General features: G+C 38.9%; 19 protein-coding genes. 16 read left to right on the top strand and 3 right to left on the bottom strand.

Translation table 11 applies throughout. From position 1 onward, the window contains the following. The first annotated feature begins 111 nt into the window (after nt 1-111). The 4 genes from BM143_RS03300 to BM143_RS03285 all read left to right on the top strand — a co-directional run bounded on the left by BM143_RS03300 (nt 112) and on the right by BM143_RS03285 (nt 4,495). Entirely contained in the window at nt 112-1,110 is a 999-nt protein-coding gene (locus BM143_RS03300; protein WP_090022943.1) for a terpene synthase family protein, read from the top strand. Between the two features lie 67 nt (nt 1,111-1,177). Next, on the top strand, nt 1,178-2,179 hold the full coding sequence (locus BM143_RS03295) for a terpene synthase family protein (RefSeq protein ID WP_090022942.1): 1,002 nt from the start codon (nt 1,178-1,180) through the stop codon (nt 2,177-2,179). Between the two features lie 245 nt (nt 2,180-2,424). Continuing rightward, entirely contained in the window at nt 2,425-2,970 is a 546-nt protein-coding gene (locus tag BM143_RS03290) for a hypothetical protein (protein ID WP_090022940.1), read from the top strand. A 379-nt stretch (nt 2,971-3,349) separates the two neighbouring features. Then, nucleotides 3,350-4,495 carry a 1-acyl-sn-glycerol-3-phosphate acyltransferase gene (locus BM143_RS03285; RefSeq protein ID WP_090022938.1) on the top strand — a complete coding sequence of 382 codons (1,146 nt, stop codon included), beginning with the start codon at nt 3,350-3,352 and terminating at the stop codon, nt 4,493-4,495. Nucleotides 4,496-4,558: 63 nt separating this feature from the next. Here BM143_RS03285 and BM143_RS03280 read toward each other — a convergent pair whose 3' ends face one another. Continuing rightward, nucleotides 4,559-5,113 (bottom strand): hypothetical protein, encoded by a 555-nt coding sequence (locus BM143_RS03280; protein WP_090022936.1) that lies wholly within the window; start codon nt 5,111-5,113, stop codon nt 4,559-4,561. Between the two features lie 214 nt (nt 5,114-5,327). Between BM143_RS03280 and BM143_RS03275 the strand changes: the two genes are divergently transcribed. The 4 genes from BM143_RS03275 to BM143_RS03260 are packed head-to-tail and all read left to right on the top strand — an operon-like array spanning nt 5,328 to nt 12,025. Continuing rightward, nucleotides 5,328-8,123, top strand: a complete 2,796-nt coding sequence (locus tag BM143_RS03275) for a TonB-dependent receptor plug domain-containing protein (protein WP_090022934.1) — start codon at nt 5,328-5,330, stop codon at nt 8,121-8,123. A gap of 21 nt (nt 8,124-8,144) precedes the next feature. Then, the gene (locus BM143_RS03270; protein WP_090022931.1) at nt 8,145-9,359 is read left to right on the top strand and encodes a DUF4876 domain-containing protein; all 1,215 of its coding nucleotides are present in this window, start codon (nt 8,145-8,147) and stop codon (nt 9,357-9,359) included. A 1-nt stretch (nt 9,360) separates the two neighbouring features. Then, a complete protein-coding gene (locus BM143_RS03265; protein ID WP_090022929.1) occupies nt 9,361-10,875 on the top strand; it encodes a DUF6850 family outer membrane beta-barrel protein in 1,515 nt (504 codons plus the stop codon). A gap of 13 nt (nt 10,876-10,888) precedes the next feature. Beyond that, nucleotides 10,889-12,025, top strand: a complete 1,137-nt coding sequence (locus BM143_RS03260) for a cytochrome-c peroxidase (protein WP_090022927.1) — start codon at nt 10,889-10,891, stop codon at nt 12,023-12,025. A gap of 442 nt (nt 12,026-12,467) precedes the next feature. Here the strand turns inward: BM143_RS03260 and BM143_RS03255 are convergent, their stop codons facing one another. Beyond that, nucleotides 12,468-12,908 (bottom strand): hypothetical protein, encoded by a 441-nt coding sequence (locus BM143_RS03255; RefSeq protein ID WP_090022925.1) that lies wholly within the window; start codon nt 12,906-12,908, stop codon nt 12,468-12,470. A gap of 109 nt (nt 12,909-13,017) precedes the next feature. Here BM143_RS03255 and BM143_RS03250 point away from each other — a divergent pair, with 109 nt between their 5' ends. Beyond that, nucleotides 13,018-13,518, top strand: coding sequence for a GNAT family N-acetyltransferase (locus tag BM143_RS03250; RefSeq protein ID WP_090022924.1), 501 nt, complete (start codon nt 13,018-13,020; stop codon nt 13,516-13,518). Between the two features lie 28 nt (nt 13,519-13,546). Here the strand turns inward: BM143_RS03250 and BM143_RS03245 are convergent, their stop codons facing one another. Next, the gene (locus BM143_RS03245) at nt 13,547-14,611 is read right to left on the bottom strand and encodes a serine hydrolase domain-containing protein (RefSeq protein WP_090022922.1); all 1,065 of its coding nucleotides are present in this window, start codon (nt 14,609-14,611) and stop codon (nt 13,547-13,549) included. Between the two features lie 365 nt (nt 14,612-14,976). Here BM143_RS03245 and BM143_RS03240 point away from each other — a divergent pair, with 365 nt between their 5' ends. The 7 genes from BM143_RS03240 to BM143_RS03210 all read left to right on the top strand — a co-directional run bounded on the left by BM143_RS03240 (nt 14,977) and on the right by BM143_RS03210 (nt 23,876). Next, nucleotides 14,977-15,960, top strand: a complete 984-nt coding sequence (locus BM143_RS03240; protein ID WP_090022920.1) for an L-histidine N(alpha)-methyltransferase — start codon at nt 14,977-14,979, stop codon at nt 15,958-15,960. Nucleotides 15,961-16,064: 104 nt separating this feature from the next. Further along, nucleotides 16,065-17,237, top strand: coding sequence for an ergothioneine biosynthesis protein EgtB (gene egtB, locus BM143_RS03235; protein ID WP_090022918.1), 1,173 nt, complete (start codon nt 16,065-16,067; stop codon nt 17,235-17,237). A 9-nt stretch (nt 17,238-17,246) separates the two neighbouring features. Beyond that, the gene (locus BM143_RS03230) at nt 17,247-18,167 is read left to right on the top strand and encodes an ABC transporter ATP-binding protein (protein WP_090022916.1); all 921 of its coding nucleotides are present in this window, start codon (nt 17,247-17,249) and stop codon (nt 18,165-18,167) included. Continuing rightward, nucleotides 18,164-19,729, top strand: a complete 1,566-nt coding sequence (locus tag BM143_RS03225; protein WP_090022914.1) for an ABC transporter permease/substrate-binding protein — start codon at nt 18,164-18,166, stop codon at nt 19,727-19,729. The genes BM143_RS03230 and BM143_RS03225 overlap by 4 nt, the downstream gene beginning before the upstream one ends. A 210-nt stretch (nt 19,730-19,939) precedes the next feature. Then, nucleotides 19,940-20,347, top strand: coding sequence for a type VI secretion system tube protein TssD (tssD, locus tag BM143_RS03220; RefSeq protein WP_034728120.1), 408 nt, complete (start codon nt 19,940-19,942; stop codon nt 20,345-20,347). 481 nt (nt 20,348-20,828) lie between these two features. Next, nucleotides 20,829-22,688: a type VI secretion system Vgr family protein gene (locus BM143_RS03215; protein ID WP_139221974.1), complete on the top strand. Its 1,860-nt coding sequence runs from the start codon at nt 20,829-20,831 to the stop codon at nt 22,686-22,688. A gap of 66 nt (nt 22,689-22,754) precedes the next feature. Next, nucleotides 22,755-23,876 (top strand): DUF2931 family protein, encoded by a 1,122-nt coding sequence (locus tag BM143_RS03210; protein ID WP_090022912.1) that lies wholly within the window; start codon nt 22,755-22,757, stop codon nt 23,874-23,876.

Here is a 23,876-nt window from a genome sequence, read left to right as displayed (position 1 = left end):
ATTTTCTGTATTCCGTCGTTCCGTTTTTTCTGTACCATTCAAACAGCTATCAATTGTAACTCCTCATATTAAATAACACAACCCCTATGTGAAATAAAAAAACTATAAACCATGAACACACTTGAACTACTCAACAAAAAATTTAATTACCCGTTCCCTACATTAAAAAATCCCAATGCGGAACAGCTGCAGGAGATCACCGAAAACCAATGGATCGATGGGGAATATCTGTGGCTGTATGAGCAGAATCCCGATCTCCGTAAAAAGTACAAGAAAACCAAAACAGCCCATATTGCCGCCCAATGGTTTCCTACCGCAACACCTGACCGTTTCAAACCGATTTGCAGACTGATGCTGTGGACGCTGTACAATGACGATCTGTACGAGGAAAGTGTCTCCGGTAATATTAAGAATATCCACATCCAGTCGGTGGCAGTATTAAAAGGTGAAATAAGTGCTGCAGAATCTACCATACCATTGGGAGCCATGTTGGCCTCATTAAGGCAGGAGCTGTTGCAGTTTATTCCACAGGAATCTATCGTCAGGTTTACAAAAATGATCAGCAGATATTTTACCGGGCTGGAAACTGAGCTCATTTACAAGGAAAAAAAGATGTTTCCAACCGTAGAAGAATGCATCGCGTTAAGAGAAAACTCAATCTGCCTGTATCCCTTTCTTCAACTTACTGAGGTGGAAACGGGAATCATTTTACCACCTGAAATCCATGAGCATCCGGTGATTTGCCGTCTGCAGACCCTTGCCTGCCATCTGGTCACTTATTTCAACGAAGTGCAGTCAGTCGTGAAAGACGAAGCCACAGACAGTGTCTATTACAATATTGTGAAAGTCATCCAGCATGAACGCCAGATTTCCCTGGAAGATGCCTGCCTGGAAGACCTGCGGCTTCACAATGAAGATCTGAAAGAGTTTGTGGCCCTGCAGGCTTCTTTACCGGATTTTGGGATCTGGCAGGATGCGGTTGTCAATTGGGTCCATTACATGAGCATGGTGCTGAGCGGATGGAAAAATATCTCTACCAAACTTGGCCGTTACAATGCCATGGAATTTCCGGAAGCCAGAGAGCTGAAAGAAAAGCTGAACCAAATATAAAAAAAGACTTTAAAGAGGATTACACTTATAACTATTCTATAATCTACAAACTTAAAACTTAAACAAGATGAAACCGGAAGAATATAATTCAAAAGACTATCTGCCCCGTGGTCATTATCCATGGCCCGACCTTATTAATCCGCATGCAGAACAGATGGGAAAAGATATGGATGGCTGGATTGACAATGACTACACTTTCCTGACCGAAAAACAACGAAAAACATACAAAAGAATGAGGCTGCACATGTGCACCGCGCGTATGTGGCCGGACCTGACCTATGAACAGACTATTCCCTGTAACAGATTTATGCTTCAGTACGTGGCTCTTGACGATCAGGTGGAACATTCCTCGCTGGAGGAAATCCAACAGCTACGGACCCGTTGTGTAGACATTTTAAGAGGAGCAGAGCCAAAATCGGAAGAAAATGCACTTTATCAGCATATGGCGTTGATCAGAGATGAATTCCGTGCCTTAATGCCCGATATATGGGTTGAACGCTTTATTTACTATTTTTATCAATCCTTCAGATACGGGATCGAGTTGGAGTATCCTTATAAGATAGCCCAACGTCCACCGTCACTCACGCTTTTCAAAACCATTCGTGAATATTCTGTTCTTATGCGTCCCTATCTGATCCTGGGTGAGATTGAATCAGGTCTCGTGCTTCCCGAACATATTTTTGAACATATCGTCGTTCAGAAAATGATCTCTCATATGACCCTGGTGGTTGCATGGCAAAATGATATTCACTCTCTTCCAAAAGAAATGGCGAAGGGAACAGAGGTTTTTAACCTGGTTTTTGTATTGCAGCAAGAATATAATCTCTCACTGAAGGACGCCTGCGAACAGGCATTTCAAATCCATAATGAAGAATTGGCCAAGGTACTTGCCTTACACGCTGAGTACCGCGAGTTCGGTGAATATCAGGAATATGTAGATAAGTTCGTGTATTACGCAGGAGTTGGGCTTCAGGGGGTGAATTCTTTTTATCTGGAAACAGAAAGATACCAGCATGGAGGAGTAGGGTTTGCGTGGCCGGAAATCAGTAATGATATCAAAACCATTTAAAATTAATAAAAAATAAAAACCATGAAATAAGAATTAATGGTTCCGAAATGTGATAACCTTTTTGTTTAAAAGTAATCTTGAGTATTTTATAATTACAACCAGAGACAGCAAAGGCGTAAAGTTTTTGCTGTTTTTATTTTCCCTTGATGAATTCATCCTGAAAAACTAAACCCTAGTAAATTACGTTCCCGTAATCAATACAATATTTTTAAAATCTTATCTTCGCATCTTATAAACTTGATGATATGAAAAAAATAATAATCCTTGCCTCAGCCGCCCTCATCCTCAACTCATGCGTCGTATCCACTGCTGCCAAAGTAGTAAAAGGAGCCGTTAACGTAAGCTACAAAGCGGTAAAAGGAACGGTCAACGGGATCAGCTGGGCCGTAAGCAAAGCCAAAGGAAAAATAGATGAAGACCGTGTGGATGGGACCTGGAAAGTAGTAGGGGCGTACAAAGGTTCTTTTGAAGACTTTACGAATGATCAGAATCCGGAAAGCTCTTTTACTTCAGACTGTGCGGAAGGTTTCGATCAGATTATTTTCAAAGCCAAAAAATCCAAATTCAAACCGGTACACTGCAGTGCTGAAAAAGAAGACTGGGTAAAATATTCAATGGAATTCGGGAAAAATCCGGTCACGAAAGAGAAGGAAAACTATATCGAATACAATTCCAATAATTATATTTCAGTGATTGACGTCAACAACAAAACGATGGTGCTGGAAGGAAATCTGATGCCTAAACTGGCATTTTCCGGGGCTAAATTATATCTGCTGGAAAAAGTAAAATAATGGGTCTCTTTTAAACTGTTTCACCGGTTTAGGAAGCTGTAACGTTAAAAAAATAGCGTGGATGAAGTATTGATTCGAAGAAGTAAAAGTTAATCCGCATGAAATTTTAAAATCATGCGATCTCTATTCATTCTCTTAATCAGAATCAATGAAATTGATTCCGACTTTGCATCCTTTATAACTAGGTTAATCAATTTCTTTGCGTTAAAAAACATTACCCGCTCACCAAATTTTGCAGGTAATCCTCTAAATCCTATTTACAAAAACAGACTGCCATCCTAAACTTAAACGTAAATCATAATACTTTAACAAACATTGTAACCTATCCTCGATAAATTTTTGTTCTTTTGCAAAATAGTTTTAATTTTTAAATAATTGCATGTCGAAGTTCGATGAAATCAGGCCTTTCTATGATAGTGAAGTAAATGAAGCATTACGGGGAATAGCCCGTGATCCGATGATGAAAGCGCTGATGGGTTTCACCTTTCCTGATGTGGATAAACAGGTTTGGCGTGAACAGTTTAAAAATATTCATTCTACAAGTGATTTTCAGCACAATTTTATTGCCTACACCATTCGTCAGATCTTGGCGAAGAGCTCAGAGGGCTTAACGACTTCCGGATTTGAACTGCTGGATAAAAATACACCTTATCTTTTCGTTTCCAATCACAGGGATATTGTTTTGGATACTTCGCTGCTGAATCTGGTATTGCTGGAAAAAGACTTCATCATGACCTCTTCTGCGATCGGGGATAATCTTGTTCAAAAAACATTTTTACATGTACTGGCCAAACTGAACCGTAACTTTTTAGTTCAGAGAGGTCTGCCGATCCGTGAGCAGCTGAAGAGTTCCCAGATCATGTCCGAGTATATTGAGCAGCTTCTGCATGTTGAAAAACGTTCCGTTTGGATCGCCCAACGTGAAGGCCGTACCAAAGACGGGAATGATGCTACCCAGCAAGGTGTTTTGAAAATGCTTGCGATGGCAGCCGGAGATCTTTCTTTGACCGATTATTTTAAAACACTGAAAATAGTTCCTATATCCATATCTTACGAATACGATCCTACCGATTCCTTAAAGATGCCTCAGCTTCTGGCCAAGCACAGAGATGAGGAGTATGTTAAAGGAAAAGATGAAGATTTTATGACCATGTTGAGTGGTGTATTGGGTCAAAAGAAAAGAATTCATCTGCATGCCGGCACTGTACTGGATAAAGAACTGGATGATATTGCAGTGAATTTTGAAAACAAAAATAAGCAACTGCAGGCCATTGCCCAGATCATTGACGATTCCATCATACAGAACTATAAGCTTTGGCCGACCAAGTTTATTGCCTATGATCTGCTTCACCAGACTGATACCTACGCCTCAGAATATACAGAACAGGAAAAGCAATTGTTTGTCCGCAGATTGGATATGCGAATCGACCCTTCCGATGCTGTTTCAAAAGAATTTTTCTTAGCGATGTATGCCAATCCTCTGATCAATAAAATGAAATACGAGGGAAATTCTTTAATGAAATAGATGATAGGATTTCTTAGTGTTGAAATCGATGGGTAAGAACTATTTGCTTAATCAACAGTGAATTTATTTCTTAAGTTCATCAATCTTATTTTTAGCTTCATTAAATGCATTTTCTATAATATCACCATTATCAATAAACAATGTATTGTCAGAACCATACTTTTCTAATTTAATGTACCAACTCGCTTTTCCTTTACTCACGAAATATCCGACTTGAAATCCATCTACAGTAACGAATTTATTCTCCATATAATCTGGATTAGCAGTAATATCATTAGTGACATTTTCTTTTAAGACTTTTATAGCTTTTAAGACTTCAATCAAATCAGTATATTCTATTGATGCAGTTGTATTACTGTATTTCCCTTCTTTTACAAGTTGATAAAAATAACCATTTAAAGCCCCATTTGATATTTTTCTTATTCTAGTTTCTGTTGCATCATAGGATGTTTTTAGATTGGGTAATTTTGTATCTACAAATTTTGTAATGCTTCCGGTTTTTGATGCGAAAACATCCATTTTAGTTTTTGCAGTTTCGGCTTCTTTTTTTACCTCCTGACCATATGATGTGATTGTAATAAAAGCGATTGCTGATATTGAAAATATTTTTTTTAGCATTTGGCACTGTTTTAATGTTGGATGCAAATTTGTTTATTTAATTTTTATTTTTATTGTGGAAATCCGTAATTGATTTTAAAAAAGCTTTGTTCATTTAAATAATTCACTTTTTAAAAACAAGCAAAATGATTTATATCAATTATTTTAAATTATTCTAAATAAAATTAGTAAAGCTGTTTTGAGGCTCCTAACTTTGCCGAAAGAATAATGCTTGATGTTAAATAATGTTTCAAAATTTACTTTTAAATTCCAATTTTTCAGTTTTCTTTTCTTCTTTCTTACTGTTTCCGCGTTCAAATCACAGGACAGAAGTGTAACTATTACTTTTGAGGTTAAAGATCACAATTTCGGATCTGCTGAGAGTTCGGAAATAAAAATGCAGTCGGATGAAAACCAATATACAGTTTTCACTAATGATAAAGGAATAGCTGTATTGCAAGCAATTCCGGGCAGCTATAAAGTAGAAATCAGGAAGAATAACAATCTTGGCTATTCCCATAAAATAACGGTTAGTAAATCGGAAACTTTTACCGTTTATCTCACTGAAAAGATCAATAGTATTGAAGAAGTGGTGATTACCGCCAAAGAAGGGAAGGGCCTGACCTCATCATCTGTTATCGGTCAGAGGGCGATGCAGCACCTTCAGCCTTCGAGTTTTACTGATCTTTTGGAGCTGCTTCCCGGTGGAAGATCCGGCGATCCGGTTTTGAACCAGGTGAATAAGATTCATCTTCGGGAAACGGGAAATCCGGGAAGTGATTACAACACCTCATCGATGGGAACGACGTTTCTGGTGGATGGTGCTCCATTGAATTCAGGAGCCAATCTTCAGTACAGCTACGATTTTTTAGATAAAAGCAACAACGGACTGAAAAGAAGGCTGAATATAACAAGCGGTGTAGATATGCGGAGTATTTCTACAGATCAGATTGAAAGTGTGGAAATATTGCGGGGAATTCCTTCTGTGGTGTATGGAAACCTGACTTCAGGAATTGTGAAGATCACCAATAAATCAGGATATTCCAAGTGGAAAGCCAGATTTAAAGCAGATGGGTACAGCAAACTTTTCGCGGTAAGCAAAGGTTTTGAGAACAAAGAAGGCGACCTGAAAATCAATACCGGTCTGGATTATCTGGATGCGAAATCTGATCCAAGAGACAGACTTGAAAACTATAAAAGAATCACAGCCAATCTGGCGGTGTCCAAAGATAAAAAATACGATAAAGGCACTTTCAGGTGGCAGTCTCACCTGAGCTACACCGGTTCACTCGACGGTTCAAAATCTGATCCGGATGTAGACCTGTCCGAACTGAATTCTTATGAAGTGAATAATCATATGTTCAGTTTGTCTAATTTGATCAGTTACACGAAAACAGAACCTTCATTTTATCGGTCTACAGAAATTCAGGCGACGTTCAATCAAAGGTTTGACAAAATAAAACAGACCAAATTTATCCAGCTGGAGAATGCAACGGCTTTTCCTTTATCCGGAACGGAAGGAGAGTATGACGGTTATTATCCGAAGGCTCAATATATTTCAGATTATCAGGTAGACGGGAAGCCTCTTGATGTATTTGTGAAAATGGTGAACAACTTCCAGCTTGATTATAAACGGTTTAAAAATGAATTCAATGCAGGTTTCGACTGGCAGCTAAGTAAAAACTGGGGCAGCGGACAGCAGTTTGACGTTTACAGACCTATTGATCCAAAAGCTACATTCAGACCACGTGCTTACCGAGATGTTCCTGCTTACAGTACAGCCGCCTTATTTCTGGAATCCATCAGTACGGTAGATCTGGGTAAAAATAAGCTGATCGTAGCATTGGGAATAAGAGGAAATTCGATGCAGAATCTTCCTTCCAACTTTACAATGAACGGAAAAGTATATGCCGATCCAAGAGCCAACCTTCAGTGGGAATTTCCTTCCTTTCAGATATCGAATAAAAAAGCGCAGATTGCTTTAACGTTGGGTTATGGAAAGCAAAGTCTATTTCCGGATCTGAACCTTTTGTACCCGGAACTGGTTTACAAAGATGTCCAACAGCTGAATTATTTTCACAACAATCCAAATTACAGAAGGGTGAATTATAAAACCATGATCTATAATCCTCAAAACCTTGAAATAGAACCTGCCGTGAACGAAAAGTTTGAAGCAAGGATGGATTTTAGCTTGGGACTACACCAGTTATCAGTGACGGTTTTTAAAGAAAATATGGACAATGCTTTCCGTTCTATGAATCAGTATGCGGGATATCAGTACAAAAAATATGACACCTCAGGTCTTCATCATGATGGAATGACGGGGCCACCGGATGTGAATACACTTCCTTATCAGACCATCAATGAAAATTTTCTCTACACAACCCAACGAAACGGAAGCAGAATTGATAAAGAAGGAATAGAGTTTCAATATTCCTCCAACCGTATTCCGGTGATCAATACCCGTTTTACGCTGAATGGAGCGTGGTTCCGTACAAAATACGGCAACAGTATGCCGGTATACAGAACCAGAGATTTAACCATCAACGGAAGACCTTATCCTTACCTCGGATTGTACGAAGGCATGGAACCGAATTCCGTTAATGAAGTCCTGAATACCAATCTTATGCTGGATACGTATATTCCCAAGCTGGATCTTGTATTTTCATCCTCTTTTCAGTTTTCGTGGTATTCGATGAGGAAACTGTCTCCTATGAACGGCGTTCCCAGCCATTATGTAGATCAGAACGGGAATATATTTCCATTCAATCCGGAAGCAGCTCAGGGAACCATTCTTGAAAGTTTAATGATCGCTCAGAATAACGATCTCTACAATACAACCAGACGGCCGATGGAAATGAATCTTAATCTGAAAGTCACCAAAAGCTTCAGAAATAAAGCTATTGTGGTTTCCATGTTTGCGAGCAGGCTATTCAGTTATTACGCACCTTACTCGGTGAATGGAGTAACCATCAACAGGAAAGGTGCTCAGGATCCCTACTTCGGAATGGAGATCAATTTCAATTTATAAACAAATTCAATTCAATACACTATGTTAAAACAATTATTACGAACACTGATCGTATTATGTGCTTTGGTCAGCTTTACGGCCTGTTCTTCAGATTCAGATTCGCCGGAATCACAGACTTCATTAAAATTGGAACTTAAAGTAGTTCCCGCAGATATTCAGGTGAAAGAATACAAACATCTTACGGTAACTTTCAAAGAACTGAACACCGGATTTACCACGACTCAGGAAATTAAAAATACCCATACTTTACAGGTAGTTCTTCCTTCCGGAACCTATCATATAACGGCAGAAGGAACAGTCGTTTACACCAATAATGCCGAACTTATAGAAGCTAAAGTAAGTGGAGTACAGACAGGCGTTGTCATCAATGGCAGCGAGGTCAACAAAACAATCGATTTAGCCTTAAAATCAGGAAGCAGCGATCTTATTCTGGAGGAAGTATTTTTCACAGGAACCAAAACACCGCAAGGCGCGATGTACTTCGGAGACCAATATTTTAAAATCACCAACAATACAGACCAGACCTTATATGCGGATGGAATGCTGTTGATCCAGTCAGCTTTTATGACAAACGAAAAACAGGATTACATGCCTAATATCATGGCAAGTACCTTATCTGCCGGAGCGATCATTAGAATTCCGGGAACAGGAAATACGTATCCGGTAAAAGCTGGTGAATCGATTATCATTGCTGAGGATGCCATCAATCACAAGGAATTTAATAGCTTATCCATTAATCTTTCTAATGCCAACTTCCAGATTTTTAAAGAAGATTCAGATGACATCGACAATCCGGCCGTTCCGAAAATGGTGAACGTCTTTGAAAAAATGGTGATTCATACGCAGGGATATTATGCTTATGCTCTGGCGCGTATGCCTCAGGGGATGACCAGTGATGCTCTGGTTGCTCAGAATTCATACACCTACCAATATACGCTTACGTTTGGAGGAGAAACATACCCGATGGATGGAACTGCCGTTAAAATCCCGAATGAATGGATCACAGACGCGGTGAACTTAAGTGTACAGGATTCTTTTCAGTGGGTGGTGACTTCGCCGTCATTGGATATGGGATGGACTTCGGTAAGTGCATTTGATGGAGATAAAAGCCGTTTTGGAAAATCGGTCCGCAGAAAAGTAATCGGAAAGAATGTGGAAGGTAAAAATCTTTTTAAAGACACGAACAATTCCACAGCGGATTTTGAACATGGGGTAAAACCTTCATTATTTAACTAAAATGAAAAATTTTCGTTCCCTATTATCGCTGTCTGCATTGTTGTTTTGCGTTAAATTTCAGGCTCAGGTGAATGATTCCATCATGGAAAAAGTTCGTGAGGAGTACAGTTATGAAAGGCTATTTAAAGAAAATCTCAATGCCAATCCTGCCAATAAGTTAGGTGCAAGGAAGTACAATATCACGACCTTCAGGCTGCTGACAGAAAACACAGACACTCCTAATGAAATTCAACAGAAAGGAAAAGGGAAAAATCTGTGGGGCGCTGAAGCTCATTCCTTACAAAATCTGGATTCTAAAACAATGGTTTGGGGCAGTGCTTCCTATACCAAAGGAAAAACCAAACAGATGGTATGGAACGAAAATGCAGATTATGACCTGATTTATCCATATGTAGCCGCCGACAGTGTGGGAGGAGATATGAAATTTGAGAACTACAGCTTTTCAGGAGGCTATTCAAAAGCGATTAATTCTTATACAATCGGGATTACCGGGAGTTACAGAGCCAATTTAAGCTACAGGAATATAGATCCAAGGCCGAAAAATACATCGGCCAACTTTTCGTTAGCACTGGGAGCCAATAAGCTGATCTTCGAAAAATTTAAAGTCGGAGCCTATGTAGAAGGAGAGAAATACACCCAGAAACATTATTTGAGCTTTGTCAGCAACCAGGGATTTCCTATGATCTACAATATGAATGGATTGGGGAATTACAACGAGCTGCTTTCCGGGAAACTTCGTCAGGCCTATTACGAAGGCTGGTCTTACGGGGGAGGTTTACAGATTTTCGAAGCCAGCAACAGAAACTGGTATCTTAATCTGGGATTTAAAAAAATCAATATGGAGAAATTCCTGACCGAATATACAGATCTCAACGCCTCAAAAATTGATGAACAACGGTTGAATGTCTCAATCGGGAAGTTTTTTAATACCGGAAAAATCGTCTGGGGAATTTCAGCCGACGCTAGCAGCACGGAAAGAAAAGGAACGGAAAACTTATTCCTGAATGAAAATTCCAGAAACTATATCCGGATCGGAACTGTAGAAAGATACAATCATAAAATCAATAATGTCATTCTTAAAGGGCTTCTGCAGATTGAAAATACGAATGTAAAATCTTCACTGGTCCCTTTCTTCGGCTGGGTTCAGGAAAAAGAGAAATACAGCAATCCATTGTCTGTCGTTGAGCTGAACAGAATGATCTACGGTGCCAATTACCAGTGGCTGAAAACTTTTAGCCGCGATTTGGCTCTTTCGGTTTCTCTGGGAGTTTCCGTGACGGATGTGTACAAGAAAAGCGGACTTTTCAATAATTCGGGAAAACCATCCATTAACCAGATGTTGCAGAAGAATTATGCTTTTCAGTCATCGGATTTCTGGCAAGCGAAGGTTGATGTAAATTTTCATTTTACGCTACCCGTTGTTAAGAATGCATTCGCAGGAGGAAAAGTCATATACAGCCATTTTCAGAATGGAAGCAATAGCTATTTTGCTGCCACGATAGGAACTATTTTTTAAAAACAGAAAGATCATGAAGTTGTCAGGATTTAAAGTCATTTTGCTGATAGGAGCCATTGTTTTCCTTTTTATGCAGAACACCATGCAGCAATACAGAGTAGATTATGGAGAAGTCATAGAACAGTACAAAAAGCCTGTGAAATACTGGCCTGCGCCTACTATAGATGCAGGCGTCAACTGGAAGGAATTTGAAGCGATAGATTGGGATTCTAATTATTACGATACGCAGGAACTTCCTGAAGTCATGCTCGGAAAGAAACTGTTTTTTGATCCTAAACTTTCAGCATCCAGCCAGATCTCATGCAGCAGCTGCCACAATCCCGAAATGGGTTGGGCAGATCGCCAGGAAGTCGCATTGGGGCATGATCATTTACAGGGGAAACGAAATACGCAATCGCTGTTTAATATTGCAGACAGAACCTCTTATTTCTGGGACGGAAGAGCCAAAACACTGGAAGAGCAGCTGGTAGGACCTATTTCCGCACACAATGAAATGAATATGAAGCCGGAAAAACTAGCCGGAAAATTGTCTAAACTCACGGAATACAGACAGCTTTTTAAAGACGTTTATCAGACCGATAAAATTACTTTCGATAAAATAGCTAAGGCTTTAGCCGTCTTTCAGAAAACCATCAGAAGCCAGCCGAGCAGACTGGATAAATTCATAAAAGGAGACCATAAAGCATTAAGCGACAAGGAAATTTACGGGATGCATTTATTCCGAACCAAAGCAAGATGCATGAACTGTCACAACGGGAAAAACCTCACGGATGAATCATTCCACAATATTGGTCTTACCTATTACAAAAGAGAATATGAAGATCTGGGACTGTACCATATTACCAAAAAAGCAGAGGATGTAGGGAAATTCAAGACGCCTTCTTTAAGAGATCTGGATTATACCGCTCCGTGGATGCACAATGGCCTGATGGACGATCTGTATGGTATTGTCAGCCTCTACAACAGCGGAATGCAGATGATCAATCCAAGTCCCGAAGAAAAGAAAGCAGACCCTAATTTTCCGGTCACAGACCATTTGATGAAACCGTTAAAACTCAATGAACAGGAAGTGGATGCCGTCGTAGCCTTTCTGAAAAGCATTTCAGGAAGTTATTATAAAATGCCGCGTCCGGAAATTCCGAGGAAATAGTGTTTCAAGAGTGATGAGTTTTAAATGATGAGTTATGAGTTGACCTAAGTTCGGGATAAGATATTCAGTTATGATGGGAAGACTGAAGCTCGAAGAGGGAAGTTATTAAAATCCAGGTATCAATTTCAAAACTTTGGAAAAAGGTGAGCTTTTTTAACGCAAAGAAATTGATTATACTATTGATAAAGGGAAGCAAAGGCGGAATCAATTTCATTGATTCGACTAAGCAGATGTTATATCCGGAAGTTTCATCAGCGACGAAGTCGAACCCTTTGCTTCCTCCAACTCAAAAGTACTTTTCATAGAACTTTGCGTAAAAAAAGCTCATATCTTCCCCAAGTTAAATAGATTAGCCACAATCCTTATAAGTTTTCAAAACCTGTAAGGATTTTTTTTATGATCGCCATCAATTAATCAATGATCATTCATCACCTATCAATTATCAATAGTAAAAGTGATGCGTAAAAAAGTAAACAAAAGAAGTTGTGGTCTCAATACCATAGCTTATCTCGCTGCCATAGCCATTTTTACTGGGTTCGGTATCCATTTCATAGATATGTTGAATGTCACCTTTGATATACGTTTCAATAGCCAGATCGATTTTCCAATAGATTTGAAAATCAGTGATTGTTTGTTGCATTGATGCTTGATCGCTTGAAATAATACTTGCGTTTTGAATATCCCGCTCATCTGATCCTGAAACTCCCATGGCTGAAATGATAAACGAAGTGAAATCTGGTATTTCGCTTTTTTGCACCCGGATGACCTTAAGAATAATCTCATCTCCGTTGAAAATAATTTCGGAAATATTTTCATTGAAAATAAAAAAATCAAAGTCCCGGTGATGCAGTTTTTCAGTTAGGAGAGATGGATTGAACGGCATTTTTCTTCTGATATTAAAATTAATGGTATTTTTAGTGAATTGTAATCCATAGAGTTCATAGGAGCAATTCTATGAATGATCATGTTCAAAACTAATACAATTTTACATCATGAAACAATTTCAGTTCAACGATTTTCCAAATGTGAAAGGCAGCAGAGTATCATTACGCCAAATTATGGATGCTGATATTCCGGACCTGATTGAAATTTCGTTTTATGATGCTGTTCAGGCAGAAACTGTTGAACAGGCTGCGGAAATGCAGGCCAGGATCGATCGGGATTATCTGGACGGGAATTCCATTCATTGGGGAATTGTAGATAATGAAACCCTTCAAATCGTTGGAACCTGTGGCTACTATCGTGGACTGGATCAGGGAGAAGGTGAGTTGGGTTGTGTTTTATTACCCCAATATTACGGTCAGGGGTATATGACCGACGGAATGTCACTCGCTATTGATTTCGGACTGAATACAATAGGACTCAAACGCATTTGGGCAGCTACAAGTAGGGAAAATGGTCCTGCTATGAAACTTCTGGAGCGGCTCCATTTTGTGAAAATCGCAGATTTAAGTTACGGAGAAATTGAATATGAGCTAACACAGCCAAAATAATCTTAACACCTTATAAATAAAGAATTCCTTATTTTTGTGGAACTTTAAAATTTTCGTTTTTTAGGATGGCATTGATGGCTTCTGAAATGTCAAAAAGTTTTCCGTTGTAATTATTGCCCAGTAAAATGATCGTTGTTTTCTTTTCAACATCTGAAAATAAGAGCGCCTCAAAATTTCCGGCTCTTCCATCGTGAGCATGTTCTTTTAAGTTTTTATTTTCAAACCGGGTATTTCCCAATGCAGACTGGCTGTCGGAAATAGGAAAATTCTGACCTAATTCATACAACGAATCTTTGTTGACCACTTTTCCTGAATGCAGACTGTCTGCCCATTTCAGTAAATCAGAAGTCGTAGTATAAGTTCCACCGGTTATAGGCAATTCTGCACGATCCGGTACCGCCTGATTGTTAAATCCATGAGCGATATTTTTATCTGTCTCAAAGGGAGTCATGATGGTGGAATTCATTTTCAAAGGAAGAAAAAGATATTTTTCCACATAGGTTTTAAAAGGAATCCCTGCAATACGTTCGATAATAAATTGTCTCAGAAAAAGATTGTTATTGTTGTAATCATATTCGGTCCCCGGTTTAAAAGACAGTTGATCAATTAAAAACAAATCGTTGTAAATATCCTTGTCATTTTTAATGGTTTTCCAGTTTACATTGGGAATTCCGCTGGTATACTGTAGTAAATCTTTGATGGTAACTTCTTGGGCCCAGCCGGGAAGTTCAGGAATGAATTGAGATACCGGGTCAGAAAGTTTTAGTTTTCCCTGTTCTTCTAACTGCAGCAAGGCGACAGCACTAAATTCTTTGGTGACAGAGCCTAAATGGAATCTGTATTCATCCGTTAATCGAGTAGTTTTTGTAGCATCAGTAAACCCAACTGAAGCTTTGTAAATTATTTTATCCTGATAGGAAACAAGTACATTACCATTTAATATTCCGACTTCATTGGCAGATTTTACAAGGTTATCGATTTGTTTTATTTTTTGCTGTACATCTGTTTTTGAATTTCTGTTTTTTTGGGCAAAGCAAAAAGCAGCAAGGCATAATACACTTATGATTAAATTGGATTTCAGTATTTTATACATATTTTATGAGAATAACCGGAACGTGGAAACTTTTGGAGATCAATATTTAATTTGGATTTTTTCAATCTGATGAGATCAATTAAATAAATTAAGGAATAAAGCATTGCGGGTAACAATACAGACATTTTTTCATGGTAGAAGTTATTGTATAAGTTTGTCCAAATATAGTCTTTATTTCAATTGATTTGGAAACATTGATGAAATAGAAAATTATGAACTCATTTAAATGATTTTCATCAATCACTTATTGAAATTAACTGTATATTTAAAATTAATTAAAGGGTAGAAGGTATATTTTTTATAGAATTTAATGTTGAGGCGGCAAGATAGTTGTATTTAACTAAAACCCACACAAATTAAAACATATGAATTTACAGTTAAACCCACATTCAAAGGTTGAAGATATTCATGTTGATCATTTTCGCGAAGATGTTTTGGAAGGCTTAAAAAGCGACCCTAAAAGGTTGTCCTCCAAATATTTTTACGATGAAACAGGTGACCGCCTTTTCCAGGAGATCATGGCCATGCCGGAATATTATCTTACCCAATGTGAACTTGATATCTTCCAAAATAAAACAGCAGATCTTGCCCGCCTGATCATTCCGGAAAACGAACCCTTTGATTTGATAGAACTAGGTGCAGGAGATGCGATGAAATCTACGTTTTTACTCCAATATCTTGTAGAAAAAGGGACAGGATTTACCTATATGCCGATCGATATTTCAGGCCATATTCTGACAGAATTAAATGAAAAATTAAATGATAAACTTCCCGGGTTGGAAATAGTCTCTCTTGAAGGCGAGTATTTTGACATGCTTCAGAAAGCAGCCTCGTTATCGTCAAGAAGGAAGGTGATCCTGTTTTTAGGAAGCAATATAGGGAATATGAGTATCGTGGAAGCGGATCAGTTCTGTTATGATTTGAACCGGAATCTGGCTTCCGGTGACAGGGTTTTGATAGGTTTCGACCTGAAGAAAAATCCTCACACAATTTTAAATGCCTACAACGATAAGACAGGAATCACAGCAGCATTTAACCTTAATCTTCTGACCCGCATCAACACGGAACTCAATGCAGATTTTAATCTAGGGCAGTTTCAGCATTATCAAACCTATGATCCCATCAGCGGAGCTTGTAAAAGCTTCCTAGTAAGCCTGAAAAATCAAACGGTAACCATAGGAAGTGACCCTATTTCATTTGAGGAAAATGAACTGATTGATATGGAAATCTCACAAAAATTTTCAGCCGAAAATATTGAGGAATTAAGAGAAAAATCAGGATTTAAAAAATCAGGAGAAATCAAAGACTCCAAAAAATGGTTTGTAGATGCAGTATGGCAGGTACAATAACGAATAGAATATGTAGAGTTTTATTTTTTTAATCTGCTCTATCCGTCCAATCTGCGCGATAAAAAAGATCCCCGGCCCGAAATAACTCACCAAAACTAAAGAACATGACACAGAATATAGTAACATCAGATTTAGTAAAAAAATATACAGATATCAGAAAGCATTCTGAAAAAATATGTGCTCCTCTGGAAATAGAAGATTATGTGGTGCAGCCCATCGTGGATGTAAGTCCTCCGAAGTGGCATCTGGGTCATACCACCTGGTTTTTTGAAACCTTTATCCTGGTTCCGAACTTCCCTGATTATAAGGTTTTTGATCCGCAGTATAATTTTGTTTTCAACAGCTATTACGAGACGATAGGAGTGAGAGTAATCCGTACCGACCGTGGAAATTTAAGCCGTCCTTCCGTTTCAGATATTTACAAATACAGAAAATATGTAGACGAACATATGAGCATCTTTCTTCAGAGCCAGTTCATGACTGAAGCTGTTGAACCGCTGATGGAATTAGGTTTAAATCATGAACAGCAGCATCAGGAGCTATTAATTACCGATATCAAATATATTTTAGGACACAATCCGCTTTTCCCGGCTTATACAAAAGAAAATATTTCGGGAAAAGAAAAACCGGGGAATGCAGAAATGATCGGATTTTCAGAAGGTGTGTATGAAATAGGTTTTGACGGAGAAGGCTTCTGTTTCGATAATGAATTGGGAAGACATAAAGTTTTTCTGAATGATTTTGAAATAGCCAACCAGTTAGTCACCAACAGAGAATACCTTGAATTTATGGAAGCCGGCGGTTATTCGGATTTTAAACACTGGCATGCCGAAGGATGGGATTGGGTCAGACAGAATAACGCAACATCTCCATTGTACTGGCATCAGATTGAAGGAAAATGGATGAATTATACCTTAAACGGTTTACAGGAATTAGATCTTGATGACGTCGTTTGTCACATCAGTTTTTATGAAGCCTCTGCTTTTGCTTCCTGGAAAGGAATGCGCCTGCCCACCGAAGCGGAATGGGAAGTTGCTTCCGGTCATTTCGATTGGGGAAGCCGCTGGGAATGGACTAATTCCGCTTATCTGCCTTATCCCGGTTTCAAAAAAGAAGCAGGAGCAGTAGGAGAGTACAACGGAAAATTCATGGTTAATCAGATGGTTTTACGCGGTGCATCCGATGCTACACCTCCCGGACACAGCAGAAATACCTATCGTAACTTCTTCCAGACCAACCTGAAATGGCAGTTCACAGGAATCAGACTTGCCCGATAATTGTTGCCGATGATTACAGTTGATTCAGTTTCAAAGAACTTTAACGGAAAACCAGCCGTTGACCATATTTCTTTTCAGGCCCATGATCAGGAAATCCTGGTGCTTCTGGGAACCAGCGGGTGTGGAAAAACGACCACGCTTAAAATGATCAATCGACTTATAGAAGCAGACTCCGGACAAATTTTGATCGACGGTAAAAATATCCGGGATCAGAAACCGGAAGAACTGCGCATGGGCATTGGTTTTGTGATGCAGCATTCCGGCCTGTTTCCTCATTATACCATCAGGCAGAATATTGCTGTCGTTCCGGAATTACTCAAATGGGACCGGAAAAAAACAGAAAACAGAACCCAAGAACTGCTGGACAAACTTCATCTTTCCGAAGAAGTCCTTTCACGGTTTCCGGATGAACTGAGCGGTGGCCAGCAGCAGAGAGTGGGAATTGCAAGAGCTTTGATCGCCAACACACCTGTTTTGCTGATGGATGAACCTTTCGGCGCGCTGGATAATATCACAAAGGCTGATATTCATTCAGAATTTAAATCACTGGAAGAACTTAAAAATAAAACCATTATCCTAGTCACCCATGATGTGCAGGAAGCTTTTGAACTGGGGCACCGGATATGTTTGATGGACAAAGGGAAAATTATTCAGACAGGAACGCCTAAAGAAATGCTTTATCATCCTGAAAACGATTTTGTGATTGATTTTTTTGCTGAAAACCGGCTTTTACTGGAATATAAGATCGCAACACTGAAAGAGGTCGGTGGCTTACTTAATTCTGATAATTTGTTGAATGAATTTAAGCTGACAGAAAACACGAATGTTTGGGAGGCCTTACAGAAATTAAGTTCAGATCATAAAAATACAGACCACTACGAAAAGCTGATCAGGGCTTTTAATGAGTACAGAAAATTACAGATCGTATGACGCAGCAAAGTCTTTGGCAGTTCATCATCGAACAGCAGGAAAAATTACTGACCCAGGTTGTACAGCATCTGGGACTTACGTTTCTGTCATTAATTCTGGCGATCATCATTGGCGTACCGTTGGGAATAATGATTGCGAGGAAAAGAAAACTCTCCAGCCCTGTGTTGGGTGTGGCGGGTATTTTACAGACCATTCCGAGTATTGCATTGCTAGGATTTATGATCCCTGCATTCGGAATCGGGGCCAAACCGGCTATCGTTGCTTTACTGATCTACGCTTTATTACCCATCATCCGGAATACGTATACGGGAATTACAGAAGTGAGCCCAACCGTTATTGAAGCCGCAAAAGCAATGGGGATGAATAAAAGCCAGCTTCTCTTTAAAGTGGAGCTTCCCCTGGCGATGCCCGTTATCATTGCAGGAATAAGAACGGCAGCCGTGATCAATGTAGGAGTGGCTACTTTAGCATCATTTGTCGCAGCGGGTGGTTTGGGTGAATTTATCTTTGGCGGAATTTCTCTTAATAATACAAATATGATCCTTGCGGGAGCCATTCCTGCCGCATTATTGGCTGTTTTGCTGGATCAGACGATTGCGTTGGTACAGAGATCAGGATATCGGTTGTTCAAGAAACTGAAGTATATTGTTCCGGTTATTTTGATCATTGTGGGAGCGGCTTATCTGTTCACCGCTGTTTCTAAGAACAGTATTAAAGCAGGTTTTACCCCTGAATTTATGGGAAGACAGGATGGCGATCTCGGTTTACGTTCTGTGTATCATCTTAATGTGAATCCGGTGATTGTCAACGATGCCATAATGTACAAAGCGGCTTATGAAAAAGAACTGGATCTGATCAGCGGATATTCTACAGACGGCAGGATCAAAGCTTTTGACCTCTATGTTCTGAATGATGATAAAAAAATATTTCCCCCGTACTTCGCAGCACCCATCATTAAAACAAAAACATTAAAGAAATTTCCTGAACTTGAAGAAACCCTGAATCTGCTGGCCAACCAATTTAATGATTCGATCATGACGGATCTGAATTACAAATCTGATCAGCTCCATCAGACCCCGGAAAGAATTGCAAAGGATTTTTTAGTTAAAAATAAATTATACAAAACCTCTAGGAAGGGAAATTCAGGGACGATACGCATTGGCTCGAAGATCTTTGGTGAGCAATATATTCTCACCGAAATGTATAAAATGCTGATTGAAGGCTACACAGACTATAAAGTGGAAACAAAAACGGGGCTGGGTGGAACCAAAATCTGTTTTGATGCTTTGGTGAATGATGCCATTGATTTTTATCCTGAATATACGGGAACCGGGCTTCTGGTCCTTTTAAAACCATCTGAACAGACCCTGAAAGAGGTAACCCAAAACGCTGATAAAACCTACGATTATGTCAATGTCGAGTTTCAAAAGCAATACGGAATTCAATGGTTGAAACCGCTTGGCTTTAATAATGCCTATGCCCTGATGATGCGCAGAAAACAAGCTGAGGAGCTGAAGATCAAAAGTATTTCGGACCTTAAGAAGTATTTTGACGACAAGTAAATTTTGGATGTATAATGCCCGGTACATTTTTTAAAAATCATATAAATGATTGATTTACAATTATTATAAAGCCTAACGATCGTTAGTAGTAGTACTACTACACTTTCTGATGTTTATGATTAAACGGGCTGATTGCGAATTTAATATTCTATATTTGGTGAAATAGATAACATCAAATCACAGAATATTAATTATTAAAATTTACCAATCATGGCAGACAAAAATTCAAGAGGAATTCTAAAATTCAACGGTGGCGAAGGACAGAAATTATTAAAACTTAATTACAGCGTGTCCCGTTCTACAGACGTATCAGGAAGAGTAGCATCAGATCCTTCCAATGCACTGATCAAAATCACAGTAGAAGCTACTGAAAAATCAGACATTCTGGAAAGTCTTCTTAACGGAAAATACAAGCCTACCACCGGAGAGATCACCTTCAACAAATCTCACGAAGAAGGAACGTTGACGACTTTGCAATGGACAAACGGATACGTAATCCAGCACGAAGTTGATTTCGACGCAGTAGATGAAAACAGCATGTACATCAGCTTTATCATAAGTGCGGAGCAAATTGATTTAGGGAATTCTTCTTACAAAGCAGAATGGCCTACTTCTTAGCATTTAGCTTTTAAAAACTTTAAAAATATCAGACAGAATGGTCCATCCGGCATTAGGGTGCCGTTCTGTCTTTTTTGTCTGTAATAGTCTCTATTTGTATTCGGTTTGAATGAGTGATGGGTTTGGTTGCTAGTTGCTGGTTTATTAGTTGCTGATTGTAGTAATAAAGCTAATAAATTATCGTCTGATATCTGATATTTCGTATTTAAAATCTTGAATCTAAAATTCACTATTCACTTGCGAAGCAAAATTCACCATTGACGTTCTTGACCCCAGTTGAAAGTCTGATGTCTGAAGCCTTAACCAGATGTCCTGTCCTGAACTCATGTAATATTAAAAAGAAAATGGACCATCAAATGGTTCAGAGGTTAGAAATAAGCCTGAAAATGTCATTTTATACTGTGAAAGTTTTTTAACTTTATAGAACATCTATTTATTTTTTAATTTTTTTAAGTGAAAACAAAAAAACACATCAAATAATATGGATAAAAATATTTCAAATTCCGATAAGATTGCAGAGAATTATATTCCTGGAATCAACCGTGTGGTAAAACTGGATATTGTGATTGATGGTAAAATCATCAAACATTTCAAATATTTCCGTCTGCATCAAAGCGTCAGAAAACATCATGAGTTTGAATTGGTCCTTGTGAACGATACACTCTCCGAAAAACAAAATCATGAACTTGAACAGGCCAACAGGTTTTTAGGAGGAAGATTAACCATTAATATCAGATACAAAGACGTTGACAACAGCCCGGAAAGAACTTTTGTAGGAGTTATTACCAAGGTCGGGTTCAGTCAGGAAAATCACAGTCTTGGAAACATCGTATTGAAAGGATACAGCCCAACCATCTTATTGGATGCTGCTCCGCATACTCAAAGTTTTGGAGGAAACCAGCCTGTCAATATGGGCATCATCGCAGCCGATATTATCAAACAGGGAATCGAAAGCAGCAAGTTTGATGTGAAAATCAATGCGAAAGCTTCTTCCCAGATTCTCTATAGTGCTCAGTATGACGAAACCCATTACAATTATCTTTGCAGAATGGCAGAAGCATACGGAGAACAGTTCTATTACGACGGCGAAGTTTTGCATTTCGGAAATATGCCCCCACAGAATAAAGCATTGGAACTGATCTACGGAAGCAATGTTTCCGACGTGAATGTTGAATTAAAAGCAGTACATATCAAACCGAGTTTTTATGGGTACAACAGCAGTACCAATACGAAGCTCAGCTCCGGGGCAACATCCATTCAGCATATGGGGAACTTAGCAAAAACAGCTTATCAGAATAATGAGGGAATATTCAAAACGCCGTCATTACAGGTTGCTCCTATAAAGGCAGCCACCGACATGGATGTTGTTATTTCCCAGACTGCTACATCAGGAAGCAAGGCCGTGGAAGTTTTTACGGTATCCGGAGGCACCACTCTTCCTTTTTTATATCCGGGATGTATTGCTGATATTAAAATGCGGAAAACGGATAGCAACCAAACCGCCTATTTTACAAAACTGATGATGACCGAAGTGACTCATGAAGTGGATACTTTAGGAAATTATACAGGAAAATTTGAAGCCATCGCTTCAGATACAGGATATATACCAAAACCGGATTTTGCGGTACCTATTGCACAGCCGCAGATCGCTACGGTTATCTCCAATACAGATCCTCAGGGACAGGGTAGGGTAACCGTAAGATTCGACTGGCAGATGAATGACAATACCAATTTTATCCGTATGATGGCTCCCGATGCAGGAGGCACAGATAAAATCAGCCAGAACAGAGGATATGTAGCCATACCCGAAGTCGGTGACCAGGTGATGGTAGGTTTTGTGCATAACCATCCGGACAGACCTTTTGTAATGGGAGGAATGTTTCATGGGGGAACCGCGTTAGGAGGTGGGATAGACAATCATTTAAAATCTATACAGACGAGAAGCGGAATCAGAATTCTAATGAATGATACAGAAGGAAGTGTCAATATTATCGATCCTAGCGGCAACAATTATTTCATGGACGGCGCTGGAAACATTACCGTAACCGCTCCTAAAAATATGATCTTCAATGCAGGGGAAAACCTGACCATTAATGTTGGAAAGGATATGAAAACAATGGTTGGCAATGATAATTCCATCGATATTACAAACGATCATCAGTTCAACTCAAAAAATTATAAGCAGACTGTTAATGAAAATAAAACGGTCAGCATAACAGGAGATTTGAAAGAAACCACTTCTACCACGACTCATCAGGCAAAAAACGGTGATATTTTATTACAGAGTGCCGGTGTTGCGAAAATGCTGGGTAAAATAGACGCCAAAGTGAATAAAGGCTAAATTGATGATCACTAATGTTTGATCAATCAAATGTATGACTGTGTAAAAGAGTAATTTTCCTAAACAATGAACAAATCAATACAATATTTATTAAGCTTATTATTCTTCATTCAGATCTCGTGTCAGGAAAAGAAAGAGCATCAAAAAACAAAAGCTATGACAAAATATGAATGGTTGGATGCCACTTCGGCGCCTTTAGGTTACCCTGTTGATGTGTATCGTGGAGGATTTGAATCTGCCGATGGAGACTTTACAAGTTTGTTTAGTGGAACGACAGGCGGAATATGGGGAGATGCCAACAGAGGAATGAGCAATGGAGAAAAAAGCATTCCCAATCATCTTCATGTGATTTGGGTTTCTTATGCTGAGAAAATATTTTATGAGATCGACACCGATCTGGATAACGGGAAAATGACCGATCTTTTTAAAAACGGCTATTATACCCCTTCCAGTGGAGACAATCCAAATCCAAGGAAAGAAAATTATGACAAGATTATTGTAGGTTTTGCACCGGGTGGAGTGGTTGTGCTTTGGCTTTCCGGACCGGGAAGACAGGTGGAAATAGGAAGATATCAGAGCAAGAAGATCGTCATACCGCAGTCTGAAATAGATGCTTTGAGCCCGGGACCTCAGAAAAATATGTTTGATGCTGAATACCAACGTAAAATTATACATGAATTTGGAATTGTTCCGGCGGAAGTAGTCAAGGCAAACGAAGGCAAGCCAATTCCTTACGGATTGTGGGACAGTTATAGAGATAAATACAATTGGAATCTACAAATTGAACTGCCTGATAACGGTAAAACAAAGGAAGTAACCTGGTTTCATTATAATGGTGAAATGGAAATGACCTTTGGAGACACCCAATTGGAAAAGTACAGTAATATTATTCCCAATGAATTAAAATGGAACACTCCTAAAGAAAAAGCTGTCCCGAATGATATTAAAATTTTATGGATAGACGGTGCCGATGGATACAGATATGTTGGTAATATTGAATTTGATGAAAAGGAAATTCTTCCTGCCTTTAAGGAAATTTCTTCCGACGATCATAAGGCTAAAATCGAATTAAAGATTACGGTTAATATTCCTAAAACCTCTGCTTCTGTAAAATTAGTGAAGGGTGACCAACAAGTCTGGTTGAAAAACAGTAAAATTATGGTACGTAAAACTAAATACAAAGACTAG

The sequence above is a fragment of the Chryseobacterium oleae genome (assembly GCF_900115055.1).
Lineage (GTDB): Bacteria > Bacteroidota > Bacteroidia > Flavobacteriales > Weeksellaceae > Chryseobacterium > Chryseobacterium oleae.
Note: the sequence above shows the minus strand (reverse complement) of the source record. Positions and strands in the feature narration are given on the sequence as shown.